The following is a 20461-nucleotide window of genomic DNA, read 5'->3' as shown; positions in this document are numbered from 1 at the left end:
TTTCCGACAAACAATAGCAGCACTTGCTGACAGGACGGCACTTCAAACTGCAGCCTGACTGTCCTATGGTTATACCCGACACGGATGTGGGTATGACATGGACGTCATCTTCTCCCCCGCCCGCACCGGCCACCGCCGGCTGCATCAGGGCTACACGCTGACAGAGCTGTTTGCCGTGCTGGCTATCACGGCGGTAATCATGGCCATTACCGTCCCGTCCTTTGCCAGCCTGCTGCAGAACAACCGGCTCACGACCTCGATCAATGCCCTCGCCACTGCGCTGCACTACGCCCGCAGCGAGGCTATCAAGCGCAACCAACCCATCGTCATCTGCAAAGGTACGTCTGATACCGGCTGCAATAACTCACGGCCATGGCATGCCGGATGGATCCTGTTTGAGGATAACAATGGTGACAAACAGTGGAACGACGATGAGACACTGTTGTGGGCGCAGGCCGCCCTGCCACCGGGCCAGACACTCGAGTGGAATGCCTTTCCCAGCTCCAACTACACCGTCTATTACCCGAACGGCACAGCCAGCAGCAACGGCACCTTCGTCTTCTGTGACAATCGGGGCGCGGTTGCGGCCAGGGCACTGATCCTGGCCAAGACCGGGCGGGTCAGGAGCTCCGGCCTATCGGCAAGCGGGAGCGCACTACAATGTCCCACATGAAGTCTTGACCTGGTACGGGCGGATAAGTAGTATATGCGCCTCTATCGATTCCCCCGTAGATCAGTCGGTAGATCAGCGGACTGTTAATCCGTGTGTCGTTGGTTCGAGTCCAACCGGGGGAGCCAATCACTCGCGGCACAATCCACTGACAGAATAAACTCGAGCGCGACATCGTGCGGCGATGTCTTTCAGCTCAACAGAAATTCCTCTTCAGATAACTGCGGAATTCATCACTGAGTTCCGGATGCTTCAGGGCAAACTCTACAGTCGCCTCCAGATACCCCAGCTTGCTACCACAATCGTAGCGGCGACCGCTGAAGCGATAACCCAATACCGGCTCTTCCCGCAGCAGAGCCGCAATGGCGTCCGTAAGCTGTATTTCCCCGCCGGCACCACGCCCCGTCGTTTCCAGCAGCTCGAAAATACGCGGCGTCAGGATATAGCGTCCTACCACAGCCAACGTGGAGGGAGCCTCGGCCGGCTTCGGCTTCTCCACGATGCGTTCGACACGCGACAACCGCTCATCCATTGGCACTGCCTTCACGATACCGTATTTGTCGGTATCCTCTGCAGCCACCTCCTCGACCCCAAGGAGACTGCACTGATGCGCGGTATACATTTCGACCATCTGCGCCATGGCACTGCCACCATAACCATCGATCAAATCATCCGCCAGGATTACTGCAAACGGTTCGTCTTTGATCAATGGCTTGGCACACAGCACGGCATGCCCCAGGCCCAACGCCTCCGGCTGCCGAACATAGGCGCATGACACGCCGGCAGGCAATACGCTACGCACCAACTCAAGCAGTTCACTCTTACCCTTCTTTTCGAGTTCGGCTTCCAGTTCGTAATTCTTGTCGAAATGATCCTCGATAGCGCGCTTGGCACTGCTGGTCACGAAGATCATTTCGGTAATGCCGGCGGCTATCGCCTCTTCCACCGCATACTGAATCAACGGCTTGTCGACGATGGGCAGCATTTCCTTGGGGTTCGCCTTGGTAGCAGGCAGAAAGCGGGTCCCCATACCGGCAACGGGAAAGACAGCCTTGGAAACGTTCACATACACACCCTGCGTCGTGAATTGCGGAATGCTCATATTGTGCGGCAAAGAGATGAAAAACAAAAGAAAGGCGCCCGCACAGCGGGCGCCTCTGTCGGGCTGCAACGGCCGTGTGGTCAGCGCTTGCCCACGGCAAGGTTCTGGCGATTGGCCTCCACCATCTTGGCACCGATCCCAGGTACCTTGGCCAGGTCATCGACCGTCTTGAAGGGGCCGTGCTCCTTGCGATAGGCCACGATGGCCTCTGCACGCTTGGCACCAACGCCCTTGATGGACTGCGCCAAGGTCGCCGCATCTGCCGTATTGATGTCGACCGGTGCGGCGGAAACGACGGTCGACAGGCCGAGAAGAAAGGCGGAGAAACAAGCTACTGCGAATTTACGCATGATTTCACTCCTGTGATTGGCAATATCCCTAGTCATTCGCATCACCATGAAAGCGATGCGCAAAAGAACATAGCGAAGGTATCAAGCTACCACAAGGGGAGCACAGTAGGCAGGAAGAGAATTTTCTGTAGGAAATTTCTGCAATAACGCCTATTCCGCCAGCTCGCGTTCAATAGCCTCCAGCGCAACCATTGGCTCCTCGGCCGCCGTAATCGGCCGGCCGATTACCAGGTAATCCGAACCGAGCCGTACAGCATCTGCCGGCGTGGTAATACGGGTTTGGTCCCCTTTTGCCGACCATATCGGACGGATACCAGGCGTAACCAGCCGGAAGGACTCGCCGGCTTGACGCCGCAGCATGGCTACTTCTTGCGGCGAGCAGACAACGCCATCCATACCGCTCTCCTGAGCCAAGGCGGCAAGACGGACCACGTTGTCGGCGGGCATCCCGGCCAGGCCAACCTCATGAATGTCTCGTTCACCCATGCTGGTAAGAATAGTGACGGCAATCAACAGTGGCGGCTGGGCCACCTTGTCGAGTGCTTCACGCGCAGCGACCATCATGCACCGTCCCCCCATGGCATGCACATTGACCATCCATACGCCGAGATCGGCAGCCGCACTGCATGCACCGGCTACCGTATTGGGAATATCATGAAACTTGAGATCGAGAAAGATTTCGAACCCCTTGTTGCGCAGCGTCTGCACCAACTGCGGCCCTCCGCGGGTGAATAGCTCCTTGCCGACTTTCAGACGGCAGCGTGCCGGCTCCAACTTCGCCGCCATATCCAGTGCCAGACGTGGTTCGGCATAGTCGAGTGCAATAATGATGCGCGGTCCAAGATTCTTGCTCATGTATTCACCGGATAGTTATTCGCCTTCAATACCGTGAATCGGCTTGATGGTAGTCCATTGTTTGCAGCTCGGACATTGCCAACTCAGCGTTTTGCCACTGTAGCCACACTGACTGCAGCAATAGACCGGCTTGCTCTCCAGTAGTTTGTCCGTCAGGTCCTTCAGAACCAACAGATCATCCCGCGCCTGCCCGTCGCTGGTGTGCAACTTGAGCGCAATCAATCGCTCCATGCCACGGATAGAAGGATGGCCGCGCATGTGATTGACTACGAAAACTGCCGCTTCCTTCTCACCTTGCTGCTGGCGTATCAGTTCTGCCAGCGCCAGCATAATCGATATCCCGCCGTGGCGTGCCAACATATCGCGCAGATAGGCGATCATGTCGCCCACCCGCCCTTGTTGCACAAAAGCCTCTTGTAACGGCGCCAGTACCTCGGGCAGGTAGGCAGGATTCTGCTGCTCAACCCGACGCAGAACGCGCACGGCAGATTTGTATGCGCCATTATCCAACTCGATGCGCCCTTCCAGCAAAGTGGCGCGCACACAATTACGATCCTCGGCCAGGGCACGCCGTACCAGGCGCAGAGCCTCGCTGCGCTCCCCCAGCATCAATGCCTGCTCCGCCTGTTCGCAATAATACTGCGCGATTACAGGGCCGATCTCCTCGCTACCCATGCCTTGCAGACGCTGAGCTACGGTAACAGCCTTATGCCAGTCCTTTTCCTGCTGATAGATATCCAGCAACTGACGCAGCGCCTGTGGCCGATAAGACGGACTCTCGTTCACTAACTCATGAAACAGGCTTTCCGCGCGATCCAGCAAACCGGCCCGCATGTAGTCGGTTCCCAGCTCATATAACGCCTGATCACGTTGCTGGCGATTAAGAGTCGGGCGGGCGATAAGATTCTGATGGATGCGAATAGCACGATCGACTTCGCCACGCCTGCGAAACAGACTGCCAACGGCAAAATGCGTATCCACGGTATCGCTGTCCACTTCCAGCATGTGGATAAAAACCTCAATCGCCTTGTCCGGTTGTTCGTTCAGGAGATAATTGAGTCCTTTGAAATAGTCGGAAGACAGATGGGAAAACTGTCTGCCACCATCACGTACCTCACGCCGCCCCAGCAGCCAGCCGGACAACGCGGCTACCGGCAACAGCAGGAACAACAGTTCGGCGCCCATGGAAGCTTAGTGATTGTCGCGCAACGGCAAATGACGGAGATTACGAATTTCCTGTTCACAGGTATCGAGTTTGCGTTGCAGACGCGAAACCTTGTGCCGCTGGCTGAATACCAACAGCAGGCTGGTGCCGACACCGAGTACGGCGCCAACGGCAAGGGCAATGACCACAATCAGTGATAATGGTCCGGAAACGGAACCAAAATAATAATGCAGCGTAACGGGCTCAGAATTGTGTACGGCGAAGCTGATGCCCAGGGCCACCAGCAGGAGAAAGAGAATAAGAAGTAACAGGCGTTTCATGTCGACCCCGTATGGCGGGGCCGAAGCCCCTGTCGTATCCCAACGTTTACGCCAGCTGCGTTACTACAGGATATTACCAGGCTCGACGAATTACAAAGCGATGTCTCAGTGTGAAAAGTGCTAGACACTACGAAGTGAAAATTACTTCCGAGTACAGCCCGGCATTCAATCCGTCGTCAGTACGGCCCCTTGATCCACACGCTCGCGCAACTCCTTGCCAGGCTTGAAATGCGGCACATATTTGGCTCCCAGTTGGACAGATTCACCTGTCTTGGGATTGCGGCCCACACGTGGTGGACGATAGTGCAGTGAGAAGCTGCCAAATCCACGAATCTCGATACGCTCACCACCGGCCAATACCTGCGCCATGTGTTCCAGTATGGTCTTCACCGCCAACTCGACATCCTTGGAATTGAGTTGGGGCTGCTTGCGCGCCAGGATCTCGATCAGTTCCGACTTGGTCATGGATGCCCCCAAAGTAAGGGAAGGCCCGCCGGATGACGGGCCTTCCAGTTCACTGCTCAGTCGTTCTTGTTTTCCATCTGCTCCTTCAGCAGGTCGCCCAGCGTCGGGTTGGCGGCTGCTGCGGCGCGGTTGTAGTCCTGCATGGCTTCCGCCTCCTCCTCGCTGTCCTTCGCCTTGACTGACAAGGTGATGGTGCGGTTCTTGCGGTCTACACCCATGAACTTGGCCTCGACTTCATCCCCGGCCTTGAGCAGGGTACGGGCATCCTCGACGCGATCGCGGGACAGCTCGGAGGCCCGCAGATAACCCTCGACACCCTCTTCCAGATCGATGATGGCGCCCTTGGCATCCACTTCACGCACGATACCCTTGACGATGCTGCCCTTACGGTGCTCGGCCACGTAGTTGGAGAATGGATCTTTTTCCAGTTGCTTGATGCCGAGAGAGATGCGCTCGCGTTCCGGATCGATGGCCAGAATCACGGCCTCGACTTCGTCGCCCTTGCTGAAGTTGCGCACCGCCTCTTCACCCGGCACGTTCCAAGCGATGTCGGAGAGGTGGATCAGACCGTCGATACCACCTTCCAGGCCGATGAAGATGCCGAAGTCGGTGATGGACTTGATCTTGCCCGACACCTTGTCGCCCTTGTTGTGGCTGGCGGAGAAGGCATCCCACGGATTTTCCTGGCACTGCTTCATGCCCAGAGAGATACGACGACGCTCGGCATCGATGTCCAGCACCATGACTTCCACTTCGTCGCCCATCTGGACAACCTTGGACGGGTGGATGTTCTTGTTGGTCCAGTCCATCTCGGAGACGTGCACCAGACCTTCCACGCCTTCTTCGATCTCGACGAAGCAGCCATAGTCGGTCAGATTGGTCACCTTGCCGAATAGGCGGGTACCCACCGGGTAACGGCGGGTGATGTCTTCCCACGGATCCTCGCCCAGTTGCTTGAGGCCCAGGGAGACACGGGTGCGCTCGCGGTCGAACTTGAGTACCTTGACTTCGATTTCGTCGCCGACGTTGACCACCTCGGACGGATGCTTGACGCGCTTCCAGGCCATGTCGGTGATGTGCAGCAGGCCGTCGATGCCACCGAGGTCGACGAAGGCGCCGTAATCGGTGAGGTTCTTGACGATGCCCTTGACTACCTGACCTTCCTGCAGACCTTCCAGCAGGGCTTCGCGTTCTTCGCTGCCCTCGGATTCAACCACGGCACGGCGCGAGACGACGACGTTGTTACGCTTGCGATCGAGCTTGATGACCTTGAATTCCAAGTCCTTGCCTTCCAGGTAGGAGGGATCGCGCACCGGGCGCACATCCACCAGGGAACCGGGCAGGAACGCACGGATGTCCTTGAGGTCGACGGTGAAACCGCCCTTGACCTTGTCGACGATGCGGCCAATCACGGTCTCGCCGGCCTCGGAGGCGCGCTCCAGGCGGGTCCAGGATTCGGAACGCTTGGCCTTTTCACGGGACAGGCGGGTGGCACCAAAACCGTCTTCCACCATTTCCAAGGCAACGTCCACCTCGTCGCCGACCTTGACCTCGATCTCGCCGTTCTCGTTGAGGAACTGCTCGACGGGGATCACGCCTTCGGACTTGAGACCGGCGTTGATGACGACGACGTCATTGCCAACCTGGACTACCTTGCCGGTAATGATGGCACCGGGGCGCATCTGGGAACCGGCAAGACTCTGTTCAAACAATTCTGCAAAGCTTTCGCTCATCACTCACGTACCTTGCCGTTCGTCGAACGGCCTATGTAGAACCGCATTACTGCCGCGGGTTGAAGTTGAAAACCAAACCGCCACCGCACCTGCGATAGCAGCCCCTACTGCATACCCAGCCGCGAGCGGCATTCCGCCAGCACCGCGGCCAGAACCTCTTCGATACCGAGCGTCGACGTGTCGATCACCACCGCATCCTCTGCCGGCCTGAGCGGCGACACACGGCGGTTGCGATCCCGCTCGTCACGTTCGGCTATCTCGGTGAAAAGACTGCGTAGGTTAGCATCTAACCCCTTTTCCTTCAACTGGTTATAGCGTCTTTGTGCCCGTACCTCGGCGCTGGCGGTAAGGAATATCTTCAGCGGGGCATCCGGAAACACGGTGGTGCCCATATCGCGGCCGTCCGCCACCAGGCCAGGAGGCTGCCGAAAGGCACGCTGGCGCGCCAACAGGGCTTCGCGTACTGCCGGTACAGCCGCTACGCGAGAGGCATCGTTACCTGCCTGCTCGGTGCGGATATCGCGACTAACTTCTTGTCCAGAAAGGAATATCTGCAACTCACCTGCTTCCTGCGGGCGAAACTCCACGGGAAGCCCCCGCGCCACCCAGGCCAAGCCCGCCTCGTCATCAAACGCCACCCCCTGGCGCCGTGCCGCCAGGGCGGTGAGCCGATAGAGGGCCCCGCTGTCGAGGAAATGCCAGCCGAAACGGCGGGTCAACAGTTGGCTGATGGTGCCTTTGCCGACCCCGCTGGGGCCGTCGACGGTAATGACCGGGATAGTGCCCGCCATCAGACGATCTCGGCCTGCAGAGTGAGGCCGGCGCGGTTGGCCAGGGCCACGAAGCCGGGGAAGGAGGTATTGACGTTGGCACAGTCGGTGATGGTGATGGGACCGGAGGCCACCAGGGCAGCCATGGCGAAGGACATGGCGATGCGGTGGTCACCGTGGCTGTCCACCTGCCCGCTGCCGATGCGGCCACCGCGGATGATCATGCCGTCGGGGGTCGGCCGAGCGTCTACACCAAGCGCCACCAGGCCATCGGCCATCACCTGGATGCGGTCGGACTCCTTCACGCGCAGTTCTTCGGCGCCGGTGAGTACGGTCTCGCCCTCGGCGCAGGCGGCGGCGACGAACAGCGCCGGGAACTCGTCGATGGCGAGCGGCACCTGCTCCTCGGGGATACGGATGCCCTTCAGCTTGCTGGCGCGCACCCGGATATCGGCCACCGGCTCGCCGCCCGCCTCGCGCTCGTTGCGCAATTCCAGATCGGCCCCCATCAGGCGCAGGATGTTGATGACGCCGATGCGGGTCGGGTTGATGCCGACATGCTCCAGCACGATGTCGGAACCGGCGGCGATGGCTGCCCCCACCATGAAGAAAGTCGCCGACGAAATATCGGCGGGCACATCGATCTTCGTTGCGGTCAGCCTGCCGCCGCCCTGCACGCACACGGTATTGCCGCGCCGCTCCACCGGATAACCAAAGCCGGCCAGCATACGCTCGGTATGGTCGCGGGTCGGTGCCGGCTCGGTCACGCAGGTCGTGCCGGCGGCATACAATCCGGCCAACAGCAGACAGGACTTCACCTGGGCACTGGCCATGGGCATCACATAATCGATGCCGTGCAATTTCTGGCCGCCCTTCACCTTGAGCGGCGGCGTGCCCGTCGCCGTGGTTTCCACCACCGCCCCCATCAATCGCAGCGGATCGGTGACACGCTTCATCGGCCGCTTGGACAGTGACGCATCACCGCTCATCTCGACATCGAAGGGCTGCGCCGCCATCAGGCCAGAGAGCAGGCGCATGGAGGTACCTGAGTTGCCCAAGTACAGCGGCCTGGTTGGCGCCTTCAGGCCGTGCATGCCGACACCGTGCACCGTGACGCGGCCGTCGGCCGGCCCCTCGATCTGCACCCCCATGGCGCGAAACGCCTCCAGGGTGGCGATGTTGTCCTCGCCCTCGAGGAAACCGCTCACCTCGGTCACCCCCTCGGCCAGGGAGCCGAGCATGATGGATCGATGGGAAATGGACTTGTCGCCGGGCACACGGATATGGCCCTGCAACTTGCCGCCGGCGGCGGCACGGAAAATGACATTGGATTCGCTGCTGTTGGACATGATGTGTTTCGTAGGAACAGGTTATTGCTTGAATTCATCGCGCGCCTTCTTGGCGCGGCCAAAGGTGTGCAGCAAGGCGGCACCGTCGCCGCGCTCTATGGCACCGCGTACCGCGGCAAGATCGGCGGCATATCGATCCAGTACCTTGAGGATGGCCTCGCGGTTGGCCAGACAGATGTCGTGCCACATGCGCGGATCGCTGCTGGCGATGCGGGTAAAGTCGCGGAAACCACCGGCTGCAAAGCGGAATATCTCGGTATGCTCTTCCATGCGCGCGAGGGTATCGACCAGCGTGTAGGCCAACACATGGGGTAGATGACTGGTGGCGGCCAACACCTCGTCATGGTGCCGCACTGTCATCTCCACCACCTCGGCACCGGCTGCCTGCCACAGAGCGCGCACTACGGCAACCGCAGCGGGATCAGTCTGCGGCAGCGGCGTCAGGATCACGCGGCGCTTGTGATACAGTTCGGCGAACGACGCGGCCACGCCGCTGCGCTCGGTGCCGGCGATGGGGTGGCCCGGCACGAAACGCGGCGGTACAGCGCCGAAGGCACGCTCTGCCGCCGCCACCACCGATCCCTTGGTACTGCCCACATCGGTAACGATAGTGTCGGCCCCGAGGTGCTGAGCCATGGCGCATAGCATGCTTTCCATCGCCCCGACCGGAATCGCCAACACCACAACATCGGAACCGCTGAGTGCCGCGGCCAGATCGGTTTCGGCGCGGTCGATGACACCCAGTTCCAGCGCCAATTGCAGTTGGGCGGCGTCACGACCATAGCCGACCACCTCACCCACGGCACCGGCGGCCTTCAATGCCCGCGCCAGCGAACCCCCGATAAGGCCGACGCCGATAATGCAGAGTCGTTGGATCAAGTCAGATCTCGCGGCCGATGGCCAGGGCAATGCCCTTCAACGACACCATCAGATCCGCCAACTCCTGGGGATTGAGTGCCTGGTCGGCATCGCACCACGCCTCGCACGGATTGGGGTGCATCTCCACCAGCAGGCCGTCGGCACCGGCCGCCACCGCGGCGCGCGCCAGGGCCGGCACCATCCAGGCCTTGCCGCCGGCGTGGCTGGGATCGATGATTACCGGCAGATGGGTTTCCTTCTTCAGCACCGGGATGGCGGTGACATCGAGCATGTTGCGATAGTAGGTCTCGAAGCTGCGCACACCACGCTCACAGAAAATGATGTCGTGATTGCCGCCAGCGGCGATGTACTCCGCCGCCATCAGCCACTCGGAGATGGTCGCCGCCATGCCGCGCTTCAGGATCACAGGCTTGTGCAGACGTCCCACCTCCTTCAACAGATCGAAATTCTGCATGTTGCGCGTGCCTATCTGAATTACGTCCACGTCATACTTCAGGAAGGCGTCGATCTGGCGCACATCCATCAGTTCGGTGACGATGGGCAGGTTGTACTTGTCCGCCGCCTTGCGAAACATCTCCAGCCCCTCGACACCGGCCCCCTGGAAGGTGTACGGGCTGGTGCGCGGCTTGAAGGCGCCACCGCGCATCAGACGGCAGCCCGCGGCGGCCACATACTTGGCGGCCTCGTCCATCTGCGGCTGGGTCTCCACCGAACACGGCCCGCCGATGACCTGGATCTGCCTGCCGCCCAGCTTGATGCCCTTGATATCGATGACGGTGTCTTCCTTGTGATACGAGCGCGCCACGATCTTGTAGGGCTTCATCACACGGATCACCTGCTCCACACCGGGCAGGGCCTGCAACAGCTCCTTGTCGATCTTGCTTTCGTCGCCGATGGCACCGATGACGGTACGCTCCACGCCGCGGGAGACATTGCTGCCCAGCCCCCAGCTCTTGAGCCGCTGCGCGACCGCATCGATCTGCGCGTCGGTAACCTCGTTGTTCATGATGATGATCATGGCTGTATCACTCTTTTCTCAAACAAAATAGTTCAGCGTCCCAGCACCTTGGCCAGGGCGGCAAGGAAACGCGCGTTCTCTTCGGGCAGCCCAATGGTCACGCGCAGGTGATTCGGCATGCCATAGTTGGCCACCGGGCGGACGATCACACCCTCGCGCAGCAGCGCATCATACAACGGCGCCGCCGTCCGACCGGTATCCACACTGACAAAATTGCCGACGGAGGGGATATGACGCAGATCAAGAGAAGCGAATCCCGCCGTCAACTGGTCCATCCCGGCGGCATTGAGCGCCAGAGTCTGCTGCAGATGCTCGCTGTCGTCCAGTGCTGCCGCCGCTGCTGCCAGGGCCAGGCTGTTGACGTTGAACGGCGGGCGCACCCGGTTCATCAGATCCGCCACCTGGGGATGGCACACCCCGTAGCCGACGCGCAGACCGGCGAGGCCGTAGCACTTGGAAAAGGTGCGGGCAACGATCAGATTCGGATAGCGGCCGACCCAGGCGATAGCATCGGGATAGTCCGCCGCCCCCATCGCCGGATAACTGGCGTACTCGAAATATGCCTCGTCCACCAGCACCAGCACATGTGCCGGCAGGTCGGCAATAAAGGCCTCCAGCTCTGCCGCCGGCAGCCAGGTGCCGGTGGGATTGTTCGGGTTGGCGATGAAAATGAGGCGCGTGCGCTCGGTGATCGCGCTACGCATCGCGGTCAGGTCATGACCCCAATTCTTGGCGGGGACTACCACGGCCCTGGCGCCGGCCGCCTGGGTCAGGATCGGATACACGGCGAAGGCATGCTCGGAAAACATCACCTCGTCCTGCGGCGTGACAAAGGCACGCACGGCGAAATCAAGGATGTCGCTGGATCCGTTGCCCAGGATCAATTGTTCCATGGCCACACCCAGCTTCTGCTTCAGTTTGTCCTTGAGGACGAAGCCGTTGCCGTCGGGATACAGCCAAACATCTTCCAATGCCGCGCGCGCGGCCGTCAGCGCCAGCGGGCTGGGACCGAGCGGATTTTCATTGGAGGCCAGCTTGATGATATTGCTCACCCCCAACTCCCGCTCCAACTCCTCGATGGGCTTGCCGGGCTGATAGGGTTTGAGCTGCCGCACGCCGGGCGCGGCCAGAGAAAGAAAATCGGTCATGATCAGAGTACGGCCTTGGGATAGGAACCGAGAATCTTGAACAGCGAGGCCTCCGCCTCCAGCTCGCGCAGCGCGGCGGCCACCTTGGCATCCTGGGCATGTCCCTCGATATCGAGGAAGAACACGTATTCCCACATGCCCTGGCGCGAGGGCCGCGATTCGATGCGGGTCATGGAGACGCCGCTCTGCGCCAGCGGCGCCAGCAGATGATACAGTGCGCCGGGCTTGTTGCGTGTCGCCACCAGCAGCGAGGTCTTGTCGCTGCCGGAGGGCGGCACCGCCTTGCGGCCGATGACCAGAAAGCGGGTGGTGTTGTTGGGCTGATCCTCGATATTGCGTGCCAGGATGGGCAGGCCATACAGCTCGGCCGCCACCTCACCGGCAATGGCGGCCGCCCCCTCCTCGGCGGCGGCGCGCCGCGCCGCCTCGGCATTGCTGCTCAGGTCGATACGTTCGATACCGGACAGGTGAGCGTCGAGCCATTCGCGGCACTGTGCCAGCGACTGACTGTGCGAATAGACGCGGTGCACATCGGCCAGGGAAGTCATGCGCCCCATCAGGTGCTGATGGATGCGCAGCTCAACCTCGCCGCAGATCTTCAGCGGTGAATTGATCAGGGTGTCGAGGGTGTGGCTGACGATGCCGCCGGTGGAGTTCTCCACCGGCACCACACCGTAGTCGGCACTACCCGCCTCCACCTCGCGGAACACCTCATCGATGGCCGCCAGGGGCAGCGTCTGTACCGAGTGGCCGAAATGCTTCAGCGCCGCTGCCTGGGTAAAAGTACCCTCGGGGCCGAGGAAGGCGATACGCATGGGCCGTTCCAGGGCCAGACAGGCCGACATGATCTCGCGGAACAGACGCGCCATCTCCTCGCCGGACAGCGGCCCCTGGTTGCGCTCCAGCACCATGCGCAGCACCTGCGCCTCACGCTCGGGACGATAAAATACCGCCGCCTCACCCTCGGCGGCGATCTTCACGCGCGCCACCTCCTGGGCCAGGGCGGCACGCTCGTTGATCAACGCCTGGACCTGTTCGTCCAGGGCATCGATACGCTGACGGATGGCTTGCAACCGATCTTCGTTCATGTGCTCTATTCAATGACACGCACGGCCAGCACACCGTCGATGGCGGCAATCTCGCGCACCACCTTTTCCGGCACCGGGCGGTCAACATCCACCACGGTATAGGCCAAATCGCCGCGCGACTTGTTCAACATATCAATGATGTTCAGTCCCGCCTTACCCAAATCGCTGGAGATCTGACTCAGCATGTTGGGGACATTGGAGTTCACCACCGTCAGCCGGTAAGTGCCTTCGCTGCGCCCCATCACCACCTCGGGAAAATTCACCGAGTTCACCACGTTGCCGTTTTCCAGGTAATCGCGTACCTGCTCCGCCACCATGACCGCGCAATTGTCCTCCGCCTCCTGGGTCGACGCCCCAAGATGCGGCAGCGTCACCACGCGCGGATGCCGCTTGAGCAGGTTGGTGGGAAAGTCGCACACATAGCCGTACACCTTCCCACTGTCGATGGCCGCCACCACCGCCTCGTCATCGACGATGCCCTTGCGGGCAAAATTCAACACCACCAGCCCCTTCTTCGCCATCGCCAGACGCGCCGCATTGAGCATGTTGCGCGTGGCATCTATGAGCGGCACATGAAAGGTGATGAAATCCACCTTGCCGATCATCTCGTCGAAGCTGGCCGCCTTCTGCACCTGGGACGACAAACGCCAGGCGCCCTCCACCGTAATGCCGGGATCGAAACCGATCACCTTCATACCCAGCGCGATGGCGGCATTGGCTACCTCGCGTCCGATGGCTCCCAGCCCCACCACACCAAGGGTGCGTCCGGGCAGTTCGAAGCCGGCGTAGTCTTTCTTGCCGGCCTCGGTCTGCTTATCTATGGAGGCATCATCGCCTTCCAGGCCACGGGCAAAATCCCACGCCGCACCGATATTACGGCAGGCCATCAGCATACTGGCGATCACCAGTTCCTTGACGGCATTGGCATTGGCCCCCGGTGCATTGAACACCGGAATGCCCCGCGCACTCATCTTCTCTACCGGGATATTGTTGACCCCGGCGCCGGCGCGCCCCACCGCTTTGAGCGACGCCGGGATATCCATGTCGTGCATCTTGTACGAGCGCACCAGGATCGCATCGGGATGTTGTATCTCGGACGCCACTTCGTAGCGCTCCCGTGGTAAACGTTCCAGACCGGCCACCGAGATATTATTCAGCGTCAGAATCTTGTACATGCGCCCCCCAGATAACAGGACAAAGAGACCAGAAAAAACCCACCTCCAACTTGAATTTTGTTACTTGTATCTTCTTAATTGCCGTTAACCGTTGCGCTTGGCGAAGTCGGCCATGAACTCCACCAGCGTATCCACACCTTGTTCCGGCATGGCGTTGTAGATGCTGGCACGCATGCCGCCGACAGAGCGATGGCCCTTGAGCGTGGTCAGGCCGGCCTTCTTGGCCTCCTTCAGGAACAACTCGTCCAGCTCTTCTTTCGGTAGCGTAAACGGCACGTTCATCCAGGAACGGCAGTGACTGGCCACCGGATTCTTATAGAAGCCGCCGGAGCCGTCGATGGCGGCATACAGCTTCTCCGCCTTGCGCCGGTTGATCTTCGCCATGCCCTCCAGGCCGCCGAGTCCCTTGAGCCATTCAAACACCAGCCCGGCCACGTACCAGGAATAGGTGGGCGGCGTGTTGTACATGGACTCGTTTTCGGCGTGGGTCTTGTAATCCAGCATGGTGGCCACACTGGCCGGCGCCTTGCCGATGAGATCGTCGCGGATGATGACGATGGTCAGACCGGCGGGACCGATGTTCTTCTGCGCGCCGGCATAGATCACACCGAACTTGCTCACATCGATGGGGCGACTCAGGATGGTCGAGGACATATCCGCCACCAACGGGACATCGCCGGTCTGCGGAATGTAGTCGAACTCGACACCGCGGATGGTTTCGTTGGGACAGTAGTGCACATAGGCGGCATCGGCGGACAGCTTCAGCTCGGCCTGGGTCGGCACGGTGGTGTAATTGCCGGCGGAGGTATCGGCCGCAACGTTCACGGTACAGAACTTCTTCGCTTCCGTCAGGGCCTTCTTCGACCAGTCGCCGGTGTTGATGTAGTCGGCGGCGTTCTTGTCGCCGAGCAGATTCATCGGCAGCATGGCGAACTGCTGCGAGGCGCCGCCCTGCAGGAACAGCACCTTGTAGTTGGCGGGGATGTTCATCAGTTCGCGCAGATCGGCCTCGGCCTTGGCTGCAATGGACATGTATTCCTTGCCGCGATGGCTCATCTCCATCACCGACATGCCGCTGCCGTTCCAATCCAGCATCTCGTCCCGCGCGCGTTCGATTACCGCCTGCGGCAGCATTGCCGGACCTGCACTGAAATTGAATACACGTGCCATCTTATCCCCCAACCATCGCGTTTAAGGAAAAATCACCTGGCGTAAAGTCATGCGAGCACTACTCCTCGCCACCCTCTGCCGCCACCTCGTCAGAATCGTTCTCTTCTCCACTGCTTTCGGCGATGCGCTCCAGCGCCACCAGCTTCTCGCCTTCACCCAGGCGAATCAACGTCACGCCCTGAGTGTTGCGGCCCAGCACCGACACCTCGGCGACACGGGTGCGCACCAGGGTACCGCCATCGGTGACCAGCATGATTTCATCACTGTCATTGACCAGCACCGCACCGACCACGGCACCGTTGCGCGCCGTGGTCTGGATGGAGATCACGCCCTGGCCGCCGCGCCCATGTACCGGATATTCGCCCATCGGCGTGCGCTTGCCGTAACCGTTCTCGGTGGCGGTGAGCACGTCACCCTCGGCGGCGACGATGAGCGACACCACCTTCTGACCATCCTGCAGGCGGATACCGCGCACGCCGCGTGCCACGCGCCCCATGGAACGCACGTCGGATTCGTTGAAGCGAATCACCTTGCCGGCATCGGTGAACAACAGGATGTCACGGCTGCCGTCGGTAAGGTCCACACCCACCAGCTGGTCGTTGTCCACCAGATCCACGGCGATGATGCCGTTGCTGCGGATGTTGGCGTAATCGCTCAGCGGCGTCTTCTTCACCGTGCCACCGGCGGTGGCCATGAAGATGTACTGGCCTTCCTCGAACTCACGGATCGGCAGGATGGCGTTGATACGTTCACCCTCTTCCAGCGGCAGCAGGTTGACGATCGGCTTGCCGCGCGCGCCGTGGCCGGCCTGCGGCAACTCGTACACCTTTTTGGCGTAGACGCGGCCGCGGCTGGAGAAGCACAGGATGGTGTCGTGGGTGTTGGCGATGAACAGCTTGTCGATGAAGTCCTCTTCCTTCACTGAGGCAGCGGCACGGCCGCGGCCGCCGCGGCGCTGGGCGCGGTAGTCGGCCACCGGCTGTGCCTTGACGTAGCCCTCGTGGGACAGCGTCACCACCACGTCTTCCTCACTGATCAGGTCCTCCAGCGACAGGTCTTCCTGGCTGGCACGAATCTCGGTACGGCGCTTGTCGGCGTACTGATCGCGCACCTGCACCAGTTCCTCGCGGATCACCTCCAGCAGGCGGTTGGGATCGCGCAGGATGTGCAGCAGGCCCTCGATGGTTTCCAGCAGCGTGCGATACTCCTCGATGATCTTGTCCTGCTCCAGACCGGTGAGGCGGTGCAGTCGCAGATCGAGGATGGCCTGGGCCTGGGCCTCGGACAGGCGGTAGCCGCCGTCCACCAGGCCGAACTCCTTCGCCAGCCCTTCGGGACGCGAGGCCTCGGCGCCGGCGCGGGCCAACATGTCGGTGACCACCCCCGGCGCCCACACCTGGGCCAGCAGGCCGGCCTTGGCCTCGGCCGGGTTGGGTGACTTCTTGATCAGCTCGATGATCGGGTCGATGTTGGCCAGGGCGACCGCCAGGCCTTCCAACACATGGGCACGCTCGCGTGCCTTGCGCAGATCGAAGATGGTGCGCCGTGTCACCACCTCGCGGCGGTGGCGCACGAAGGCCTCCAGCATCTGCTTGAGATTGAGCAGGCGCGGCTGACCGTCGAGCAGGGCCACCATGTTGATGCCGAACACGCTCTGCATGGCGGTGTGCTGATACAGATTGTTGAGCAGGACCTCGGGCTGCTCGCCGCGCTTCAGCTCGATGACCATGCGCATGCCGTCCTTGTCGGACTCGTCGCGCAGTTCGGAGATGCCCTCGATCTTCTTTTCCTTCACCAGCTCGGCGATCTTCTCCAGCAGGCGGGCCTTGTTGACCTGATAGGGCAGCTCGGTCACCACGATGCGCTGGCGGCCGTTGTCCATTTCCTCGATCTCGGTGCGGGCACGTACATAGATGCGGCCGCGGCCGGTGTGGTAAGCCTCGTGAATGCCGCGCGCGCCGTTGATGATGCCGGCGGTGGGGAAATCCGGACCCGGGATGTGCTGCATCAGGTCGCCGATGCTGGCGGTCGGATTGTCGATCAGGGCCAGGCAGCCGTTGATCACCTCGCTCAGGTTGTGCGGCGGAATGTTGGTCGCCATGCCGACGGCGATACCGGCGGAACCGTTGACCAGCAGGTTGGGAAAACGCGCCGGCAGGACGTCCGGCTCCAGCTCGGAACCGTCGTAGTTGGGTACGAAGTCGACGGTTTCCTTTTCGATGTCGGCCAGCAGCTCGTGGGCGATGCGCGCCATGCGCACCTCGGTGTAACGCATGGCGGCGGCGGAGTCGCCGTCCACCGAACCGAAGTTACCCTGGCCATCCACCAGCATGTAGCGCAGCGAGAAGGGCTGGGCCATGCGCACGATGGTGTCGTACACGGCCGAGTCGCCGTGCGGATGGTACTTACCGATGACGTCACCGACCACGCGGGCCGATTTCTTGTAGGGCTTGTTCCAGTCGTTGCCCAGCTCGCGCATGGCGTGCAGCACGCGGCGGTGCACCGGCTTGAGACCGTCGCGCACGTCGGGCAGCGCGCGTCCCACGATTACGCTCATGGCGTAATCGAGATAGGACTGCTTCATCTCCTCCTCGATGTTGACCGGGAGGACTTCTTTTGCGAATTCAGCCATCGGGAAATCGTGTCCTTTCTACCCTCGGGCGCCGGGGACTAAGGGGCGTTGCGGAAAGGTGGCGCAACTCACTGATTACAAAGGCGTGGCCGCCGCAGCAACCATCCCTCAGCCACCATCCCGCCCCAGGCGCGGATTAAACGGTCGGATCATACCATAGGCTCCCCCAGCGGATGGGGCTAAAACGCGCCCACAGCCCCTTTCCGGGCCGCTGGCGGGAAGTGGCAACGGCGAATCAGGTGTTTTTCATCATGGCCGCCATCTTTTCCGGGGTCGGGTTGAACACCACTCCCCGCTCGGTGACGATGGCATCGATGAGGACCGCCGGGGTGACATCAAAAGCCGGGTTCCAGCCCGCCGCCCCTTCGGCCGCCACCCGCTGCCCGCCCAGGGCCAGCACCTCGTCGGGGGAGCGGTTCTCGATGGGGATCAGCTCGCCGCTGGCCAGGGACATGTCCACCGTGGAGGTGGGCGCCACCACCATGAACTTCACCCCGTGGTAACGGGCGTTAACGGCGGCACTGTAGGTGCCGATCTTGTTGGCCACATCACCGTTGGCAGCGATGCGGTCGGAGCCGACGATGACCCACTTCACCTGGCCCTGTTTCATCAGGTGAGCGGCAGCCCCATCGGCCAGCAAAGTCACGGGGATCTGGTCCTGTACCAGCTCCCAGGCGGTGAGACGCGCCCCCTGCAACCAGGGGCGGGTCTCGTCGGCATAGACATGGCTGATGCGTCCGGCGGCGTAGGCGCTGCGGATGACGCCCAAGGCGGTGCCGTAACCGCCGGTGGCCAGGGAACCGGTATTGCAGTGGGTCAGCACCGCACCGCCCTCACCCTCGATGAGGGCCGCGCCCAGCTCGCCCATGCGGTAGTTGGCGGCGATGTCCTCGTCATGGATGGCGCGGGCCTCGGCCAGCAGCGCGGCCTCGGGGTCACCCGCGCCCAGACCGGCAATCAGCCGCTCCATGCGCTCCAGGGCCCAGAACAGGTTCACCGCCGTGGGACGGGAGGCCGCCAGACGGGCAATATCCTCCTTGATCTGGTCACGCCAGGCGGCACCGGCGCTGCGATAGCGCTGGCGGCCGGCCAATACCACGCCATAGGCGGCGGTCACGCCGATGGCCGGGGCGCCGCGCACCACCATGTCACGGATGGCCTGTGCCACGGCGGCCGGCTCCTCGTAGGAGAGATAGACATGCCGGTGCGGCAGGATACGCTGATCCAGCAGTTGCAGCCGGTCATCCTGCCAAAGGACCGCGCGGATAGTGTCGTGTCTCGTGCTCATGGGGCTATCGCTCGCCGGGAAGAAAGCGCCCGATCCTACCCGATTTCCTCGCCACCTGCCTGTCACAAAACCTTCAGCGCTTCGTAACAAAACAGTCAGCCCGGTGTAACACGGGCCGGGGATACTGCGCCCGCTTTTTAGCGCTAATCAGTCCTCAACCTTGGGAGATACACAATGCAGAAGTCTGTACAGCACAGCCTCGTCGCTGCCGCCGTTGTCGCCGCCCTGGGCCTCACCGGCACCGCCGCCGCCGAGACCACCGTATACGGCAAGATTCACATCTCTGCCGGCTCCATTTCGCAGGATGTCGCCGGTGTGGAGAACAGCGCCACCGCCATCACCAGCCACGCCTCCCGCATCGGCTTCAAGGCCGACAAGAAGCTGGAAAACGGCATGACCGTGGTCGGTCAGGTGGAGTACGAGATCGATACCGTGGGTGATGCCAACGACAACAACGACGACAACTTCATCAAGTCCCGTAACACCTATGCCGGCCTGAAGGGCGGCTTCGGTGAAGTGCGCGTCGGTATTCACGACACCCCGCACAAGATGTCCACCGCCAAGCTGGACCCGCTGTCCGACACCTACGCCGACTACAACAACGTCGTGGTCACCGACACCCGCGCCTCCAATGTGCTGGCCTATCTGAACAAGTTTGGTGACATCAGCGTAGCCGTAGCCTATGCCGGCGGCGATGACGCCGTTACCCAGGAGAATCTGGGCAGCGCCACCTCGGCCATGATCGCCTACGAATCCGGCCCGTTGTTCCTGGCCGCCGCCATCGAGAACTTCGACGACGTGGCCGCCGGTAAATACGAAAGCTCCACCAAGCTGGGGGCGGGCTACACTTTCGGCGACGTCAAGCTGGGTCTGGTCTACGATACCGAAGAAATCAAGGGCGGCAACGACGATACCGCCATGTACGCCAGCCTGCAGTGGAAGGTCTCCGACGCAGGCACCGTCAAGGCCGCCTACGGGGAGCTGGATTACGACAATAGCGCGACCAAGGACGCCTCTTTCTACGCGGTAGCCTACGACCACAAGCTGGACAAGGATGCCAACATTTATGTCCTGTATGCCGATGGCTCCGACGGCGGTCTGGCCAAGAAGGGCAAGCTGGCTGGCGACGGCACCGCCGCCGTGGTCGGCATGGAGTTCAAGTTCTAAGGACGCCTTACCGCCAGGGACGCCTACTCTCCTGGATGACATTTCGGGGGCGCAGCCACGCGCCCCCTTTCTTTTGTGCAACTTGTAAGCCCCAGGCCCGCCCTGTATCTTTCGCCC

Annotated in this window: 19 protein-coding genes and 1 tRNA gene; 3 read left to right on the top strand and 17 right to left on the bottom strand. The window is 61.4% G+C overall.

Features of this window, described 5'->3' with window-relative positions; genetic code table 11:
* Positions 1 to 97: 97 nt before the first annotated feature.
* Both EP379_RS06820 and EP379_RS06815 read left to right on the top strand, forming a co-directional pair.
* A complete protein-coding gene (locus EP379_RS06820; RefSeq protein ID WP_127477091.1) occupies positions 98 to 673 on the top strand; it encodes a GspH/FimT family pseudopilin in 576 nt (191 codons plus the stop codon).
* A gap of 49 nt (positions 674 to 722) precedes the next feature.
* Positions 723 to 798: transfer RNA gene (locus EP379_RS06815), tRNA-Asn, on the top strand.
* A 68-nt stretch (positions 799 to 866) separates the two neighbouring features.
* Here the strand turns inward: EP379_RS06815 and galU are convergent.
* The 17 genes from galU to mtnA form a co-directional block, all read right to left on the bottom strand.
* Entirely contained in the window at positions 867 to 1772 is a 906-nt protein-coding gene (gene galU / locus EP379_RS06810) for a UTP--glucose-1-phosphate uridylyltransferase GalU (protein ID WP_127477090.1), read from the bottom strand.
* 80 nt (positions 1773 to 1852) lie between these two features.
* Positions 1853 to 2122 carry a ComEA family DNA-binding protein gene (locus EP379_RS06805; RefSeq protein ID WP_127477089.1) on the bottom strand — a complete coding sequence of 90 codons (270 nt, stop codon included), beginning with the start codon at positions 2120 to 2122 and terminating at the stop codon, positions 1853 to 1855.
* Positions 2123 to 2272: 150 nt separating this feature from the next.
* On the bottom strand, positions 2273 to 2977 hold the full coding sequence (pyrF, locus tag EP379_RS06800) for an orotidine-5'-phosphate decarboxylase (protein WP_127477088.1): 705 nt from the start codon (positions 2975 to 2977) through the stop codon (positions 2273 to 2275).
* Positions 2978 to 2992: 15 nt separating this feature from the next.
* Entirely contained in the window at positions 2993 to 4162 is a 1170-nt protein-coding gene (lapB, locus tag EP379_RS06795) for a lipopolysaccharide assembly protein LapB (protein ID WP_127477087.1), read from the bottom strand.
* Positions 4163 to 4168: 6 nt separating this feature from the next.
* Positions 4169 to 4462: a LapA family protein gene (locus EP379_RS06790; RefSeq protein ID WP_127477086.1), complete on the bottom strand. Its 294-nt coding sequence runs from the start codon at positions 4460 to 4462 to the stop codon at positions 4169 to 4171.
* Between the two features lie 165 nt (positions 4463 to 4627).
* Positions 4628 to 4927 (bottom strand): integration host factor subunit beta, encoded by a 300-nt coding sequence (locus EP379_RS06785; protein WP_127477085.1) that lies wholly within the window; start codon positions 4925 to 4927, stop codon positions 4628 to 4630.
* Between the two features lie 56 nt (positions 4928 to 4983).
* Positions 4984 to 6660, bottom strand: a complete 1677-nt coding sequence (rpsA, locus tag EP379_RS06780; RefSeq protein WP_127477084.1) for a 30S ribosomal protein S1 — start codon at positions 6658 to 6660, stop codon at positions 4984 to 4986.
* 104 nt (positions 6661 to 6764) lie between these two features.
* Positions 6765 to 7451, bottom strand: a complete 687-nt coding sequence (cmk, locus tag EP379_RS06775; protein WP_127477083.1) for a (d)CMP kinase — start codon at positions 7449 to 7451, stop codon at positions 6765 to 6767.
* Positions 7451 to 8779 (bottom strand): 3-phosphoshikimate 1-carboxyvinyltransferase, encoded by a 1329-nt coding sequence (gene aroA, locus EP379_RS06770; protein ID WP_127477082.1) that lies wholly within the window; start codon positions 8777 to 8779, stop codon positions 7451 to 7453. The genes cmk and aroA overlap by 1 nt, the downstream gene beginning before the upstream one ends.
* A 21-nt stretch (positions 8780 to 8800) precedes the next feature.
* Positions 8801 to 9658 carry a prephenate dehydrogenase/arogenate dehydrogenase family protein gene (locus EP379_RS06765; RefSeq protein ID WP_127477081.1) on the bottom strand — a complete coding sequence of 286 codons (858 nt, stop codon included), beginning with the start codon at positions 9656 to 9658 and terminating at the stop codon, positions 8801 to 8803.
* Between the two features lies 1 nt (position 9659).
* Positions 9660 to 10676: a 3-deoxy-7-phosphoheptulonate synthase gene (gene aroF / locus EP379_RS06760; protein ID WP_127477080.1), complete on the bottom strand. Its 1017-nt coding sequence runs from the start codon at positions 10674 to 10676 to the stop codon at positions 9660 to 9662.
* A gap of 32 nt (positions 10677 to 10708) precedes the next feature.
* A complete protein-coding gene (gene hisC, locus EP379_RS06755) occupies positions 10709 to 11824 on the bottom strand; it encodes a histidinol-phosphate transaminase (protein ID WP_172600401.1) in 1116 nt (371 codons plus the stop codon).
* 2 nt (positions 11825 to 11826) lie between these two features.
* Complete coding sequence (gene pheA / locus EP379_RS06750; RefSeq protein ID WP_127477079.1) at positions 11827 to 12912, bottom strand: prephenate dehydratase; 1086 nt, start codon at positions 12910 to 12912, stop codon at positions 11827 to 11829.
* 5 nt (positions 12913 to 12917) lie between these two features.
* Positions 12918 to 14087: a phosphoglycerate dehydrogenase gene (locus EP379_RS06745; RefSeq protein WP_127477078.1), complete on the bottom strand. Its 1170-nt coding sequence runs from the start codon at positions 14085 to 14087 to the stop codon at positions 12918 to 12920.
* Between the two features lie 84 nt (positions 14088 to 14171).
* On the bottom strand, positions 14172 to 15257 hold the full coding sequence (gene serC, locus EP379_RS06740) for a 3-phosphoserine/phosphohydroxythreonine transaminase (protein ID WP_127477077.1): 1086 nt from the start codon (positions 15255 to 15257) through the stop codon (positions 14172 to 14174).
* 58 nt (positions 15258 to 15315) lie between these two features.
* Complete coding sequence (gene gyrA / locus EP379_RS06735) at positions 15316 to 17889, bottom strand: DNA gyrase subunit A (RefSeq protein ID WP_127477076.1); 2574 nt, start codon at positions 17887 to 17889, stop codon at positions 15316 to 15318.
* A 235-nt stretch (positions 17890 to 18124) separates the two neighbouring features.
* Positions 18125 to 19177: an S-methyl-5-thioribose-1-phosphate isomerase gene (mtnA, locus tag EP379_RS06730; RefSeq protein ID WP_127477075.1), complete on the bottom strand. Its 1053-nt coding sequence runs from the start codon at positions 19175 to 19177 to the stop codon at positions 18125 to 18127.
* A 174-nt stretch (positions 19178 to 19351) separates the two neighbouring features.
* Between mtnA and EP379_RS06725 the strand changes: the two genes are divergently transcribed.
* Positions 19352 to 20344 carry a porin gene (locus tag EP379_RS06725; RefSeq protein WP_127477074.1) on the top strand — a complete coding sequence of 331 codons (993 nt, stop codon included), beginning with the start codon at positions 19352 to 19354 and terminating at the stop codon, positions 20342 to 20344.
* Positions 20345 to 20461: the final 117 nt, after the last annotated feature.

Source organism: Sulfurivermis fontis (genome assembly GCF_004001245.1).
In the GTDB taxonomy this organism is placed as follows: Bacteria; Pseudomonadota; Gammaproteobacteria; order Thiohalomonadales; family Thiohalomonadaceae; genus Sulfurivermis; species Sulfurivermis fontis.
The sequence above is the reverse complement of the archived record's forward strand: the minus strand, read 5'-3'. Positions and strand labels throughout refer to the sequence as shown.

Coding starts and splice junctions, on each gene's coding strand:
- EP379_RS06820 (WP_127477091.1), top strand. CDS start 98: ATGGACGTCATCTTCTCCCCCGCCCGCACCGGCCACCGCCGGCTGCAT.
- galU (WP_127477090.1), bottom strand. CDS start 1,772: ATGAGCATTCCGCAATTCACGACGCAGGGTGTGTATGTGAACGTTTCC.
- EP379_RS06805 (WP_127477089.1), bottom strand. CDS start 2,122: ATGCGTAAATTCGCAGTAGCTTGTTTCTCCGCCTTTCTTCTCGGCCTG.
- pyrF (WP_127477088.1), bottom strand. CDS start 2,977: ATGAGCAAGAATCTTGGACCGCGCATCATTATTGCACTCGACTATGCC.
- lapB (WP_127477087.1), bottom strand. CDS start 4,162: ATGGGCGCCGAACTGTTGTTCCTGCTGTTGCCGGTAGCCGCGTTGTCC.
- EP379_RS06790 (WP_127477086.1), bottom strand. CDS start 4,462: ATGAAACGCCTGTTACTTCTTATTCTCTTTCTCCTGCTGGTGGCCCTG.
- EP379_RS06785 (WP_127477085.1), bottom strand. CDS start 4,927: ATGACCAAGTCGGAACTGATCGAGATCCTGGCGCGCAAGCAGCCCCAA.
- rpsA (WP_127477084.1), bottom strand. CDS start 6,660: ATGAGCGAAAGCTTTGCAGAATTGTTTGAACAGAGTCTTGCCGGTTCC.
- cmk (WP_127477083.1), bottom strand. CDS start 7,451: ATGGCGGGCACTATCCCGGTCATTACCGTCGACGGCCCCAGCGGGGTC.
- aroA (WP_127477082.1), bottom strand. CDS start 8,779: ATGTCCAACAGCAGCGAATCCAATGTCATTTTCCGTGCCGCCGCCGGC.
- aroF (WP_127477080.1), bottom strand. CDS start 10,676: ATGATCATCATCATGAACAACGAGGTTACCGACGCGCAGATCGATGCG.
- hisC (WP_172600401.1), bottom strand. CDS start 11,824: ATGACCGATTTTCTTTCTCTGGCCGCGCCCGGCGTGCGGCAGCTCAAA.
- pheA (WP_127477079.1), bottom strand. CDS start 12,912: ATGAACGAAGATCGGTTGCAAGCCATCCGTCAGCGTATCGATGCCCTG.
- EP379_RS06745 (WP_127477078.1), bottom strand. CDS start 14,087: ATGTACAAGATTCTGACGCTGAATAATATCTCGGTGGCCGGTCTGGAA.
- serC (WP_127477077.1), bottom strand. CDS start 15,257: ATGGCACGTGTATTCAATTTCAGTGCAGGTCCGGCAATGCTGCCGCAG.
- gyrA (WP_127477076.1), bottom strand. CDS start 17,889: ATGGCTGAATTCGCAAAAGAAGTCCTCCCGGTCAACATCGAGGAGGAG.
- mtnA (WP_127477075.1), bottom strand. CDS start 19,177: ATGAGCACGAGACACGACACTATCCGCGCGGTCCTTTGGCAGGATGAC.
- EP379_RS06725 (WP_127477074.1), top strand. CDS start 19,352: ATGCAGAAGTCTGTACAGCACAGCCTCGTCGCTGCCGCCGTTGTCGCC.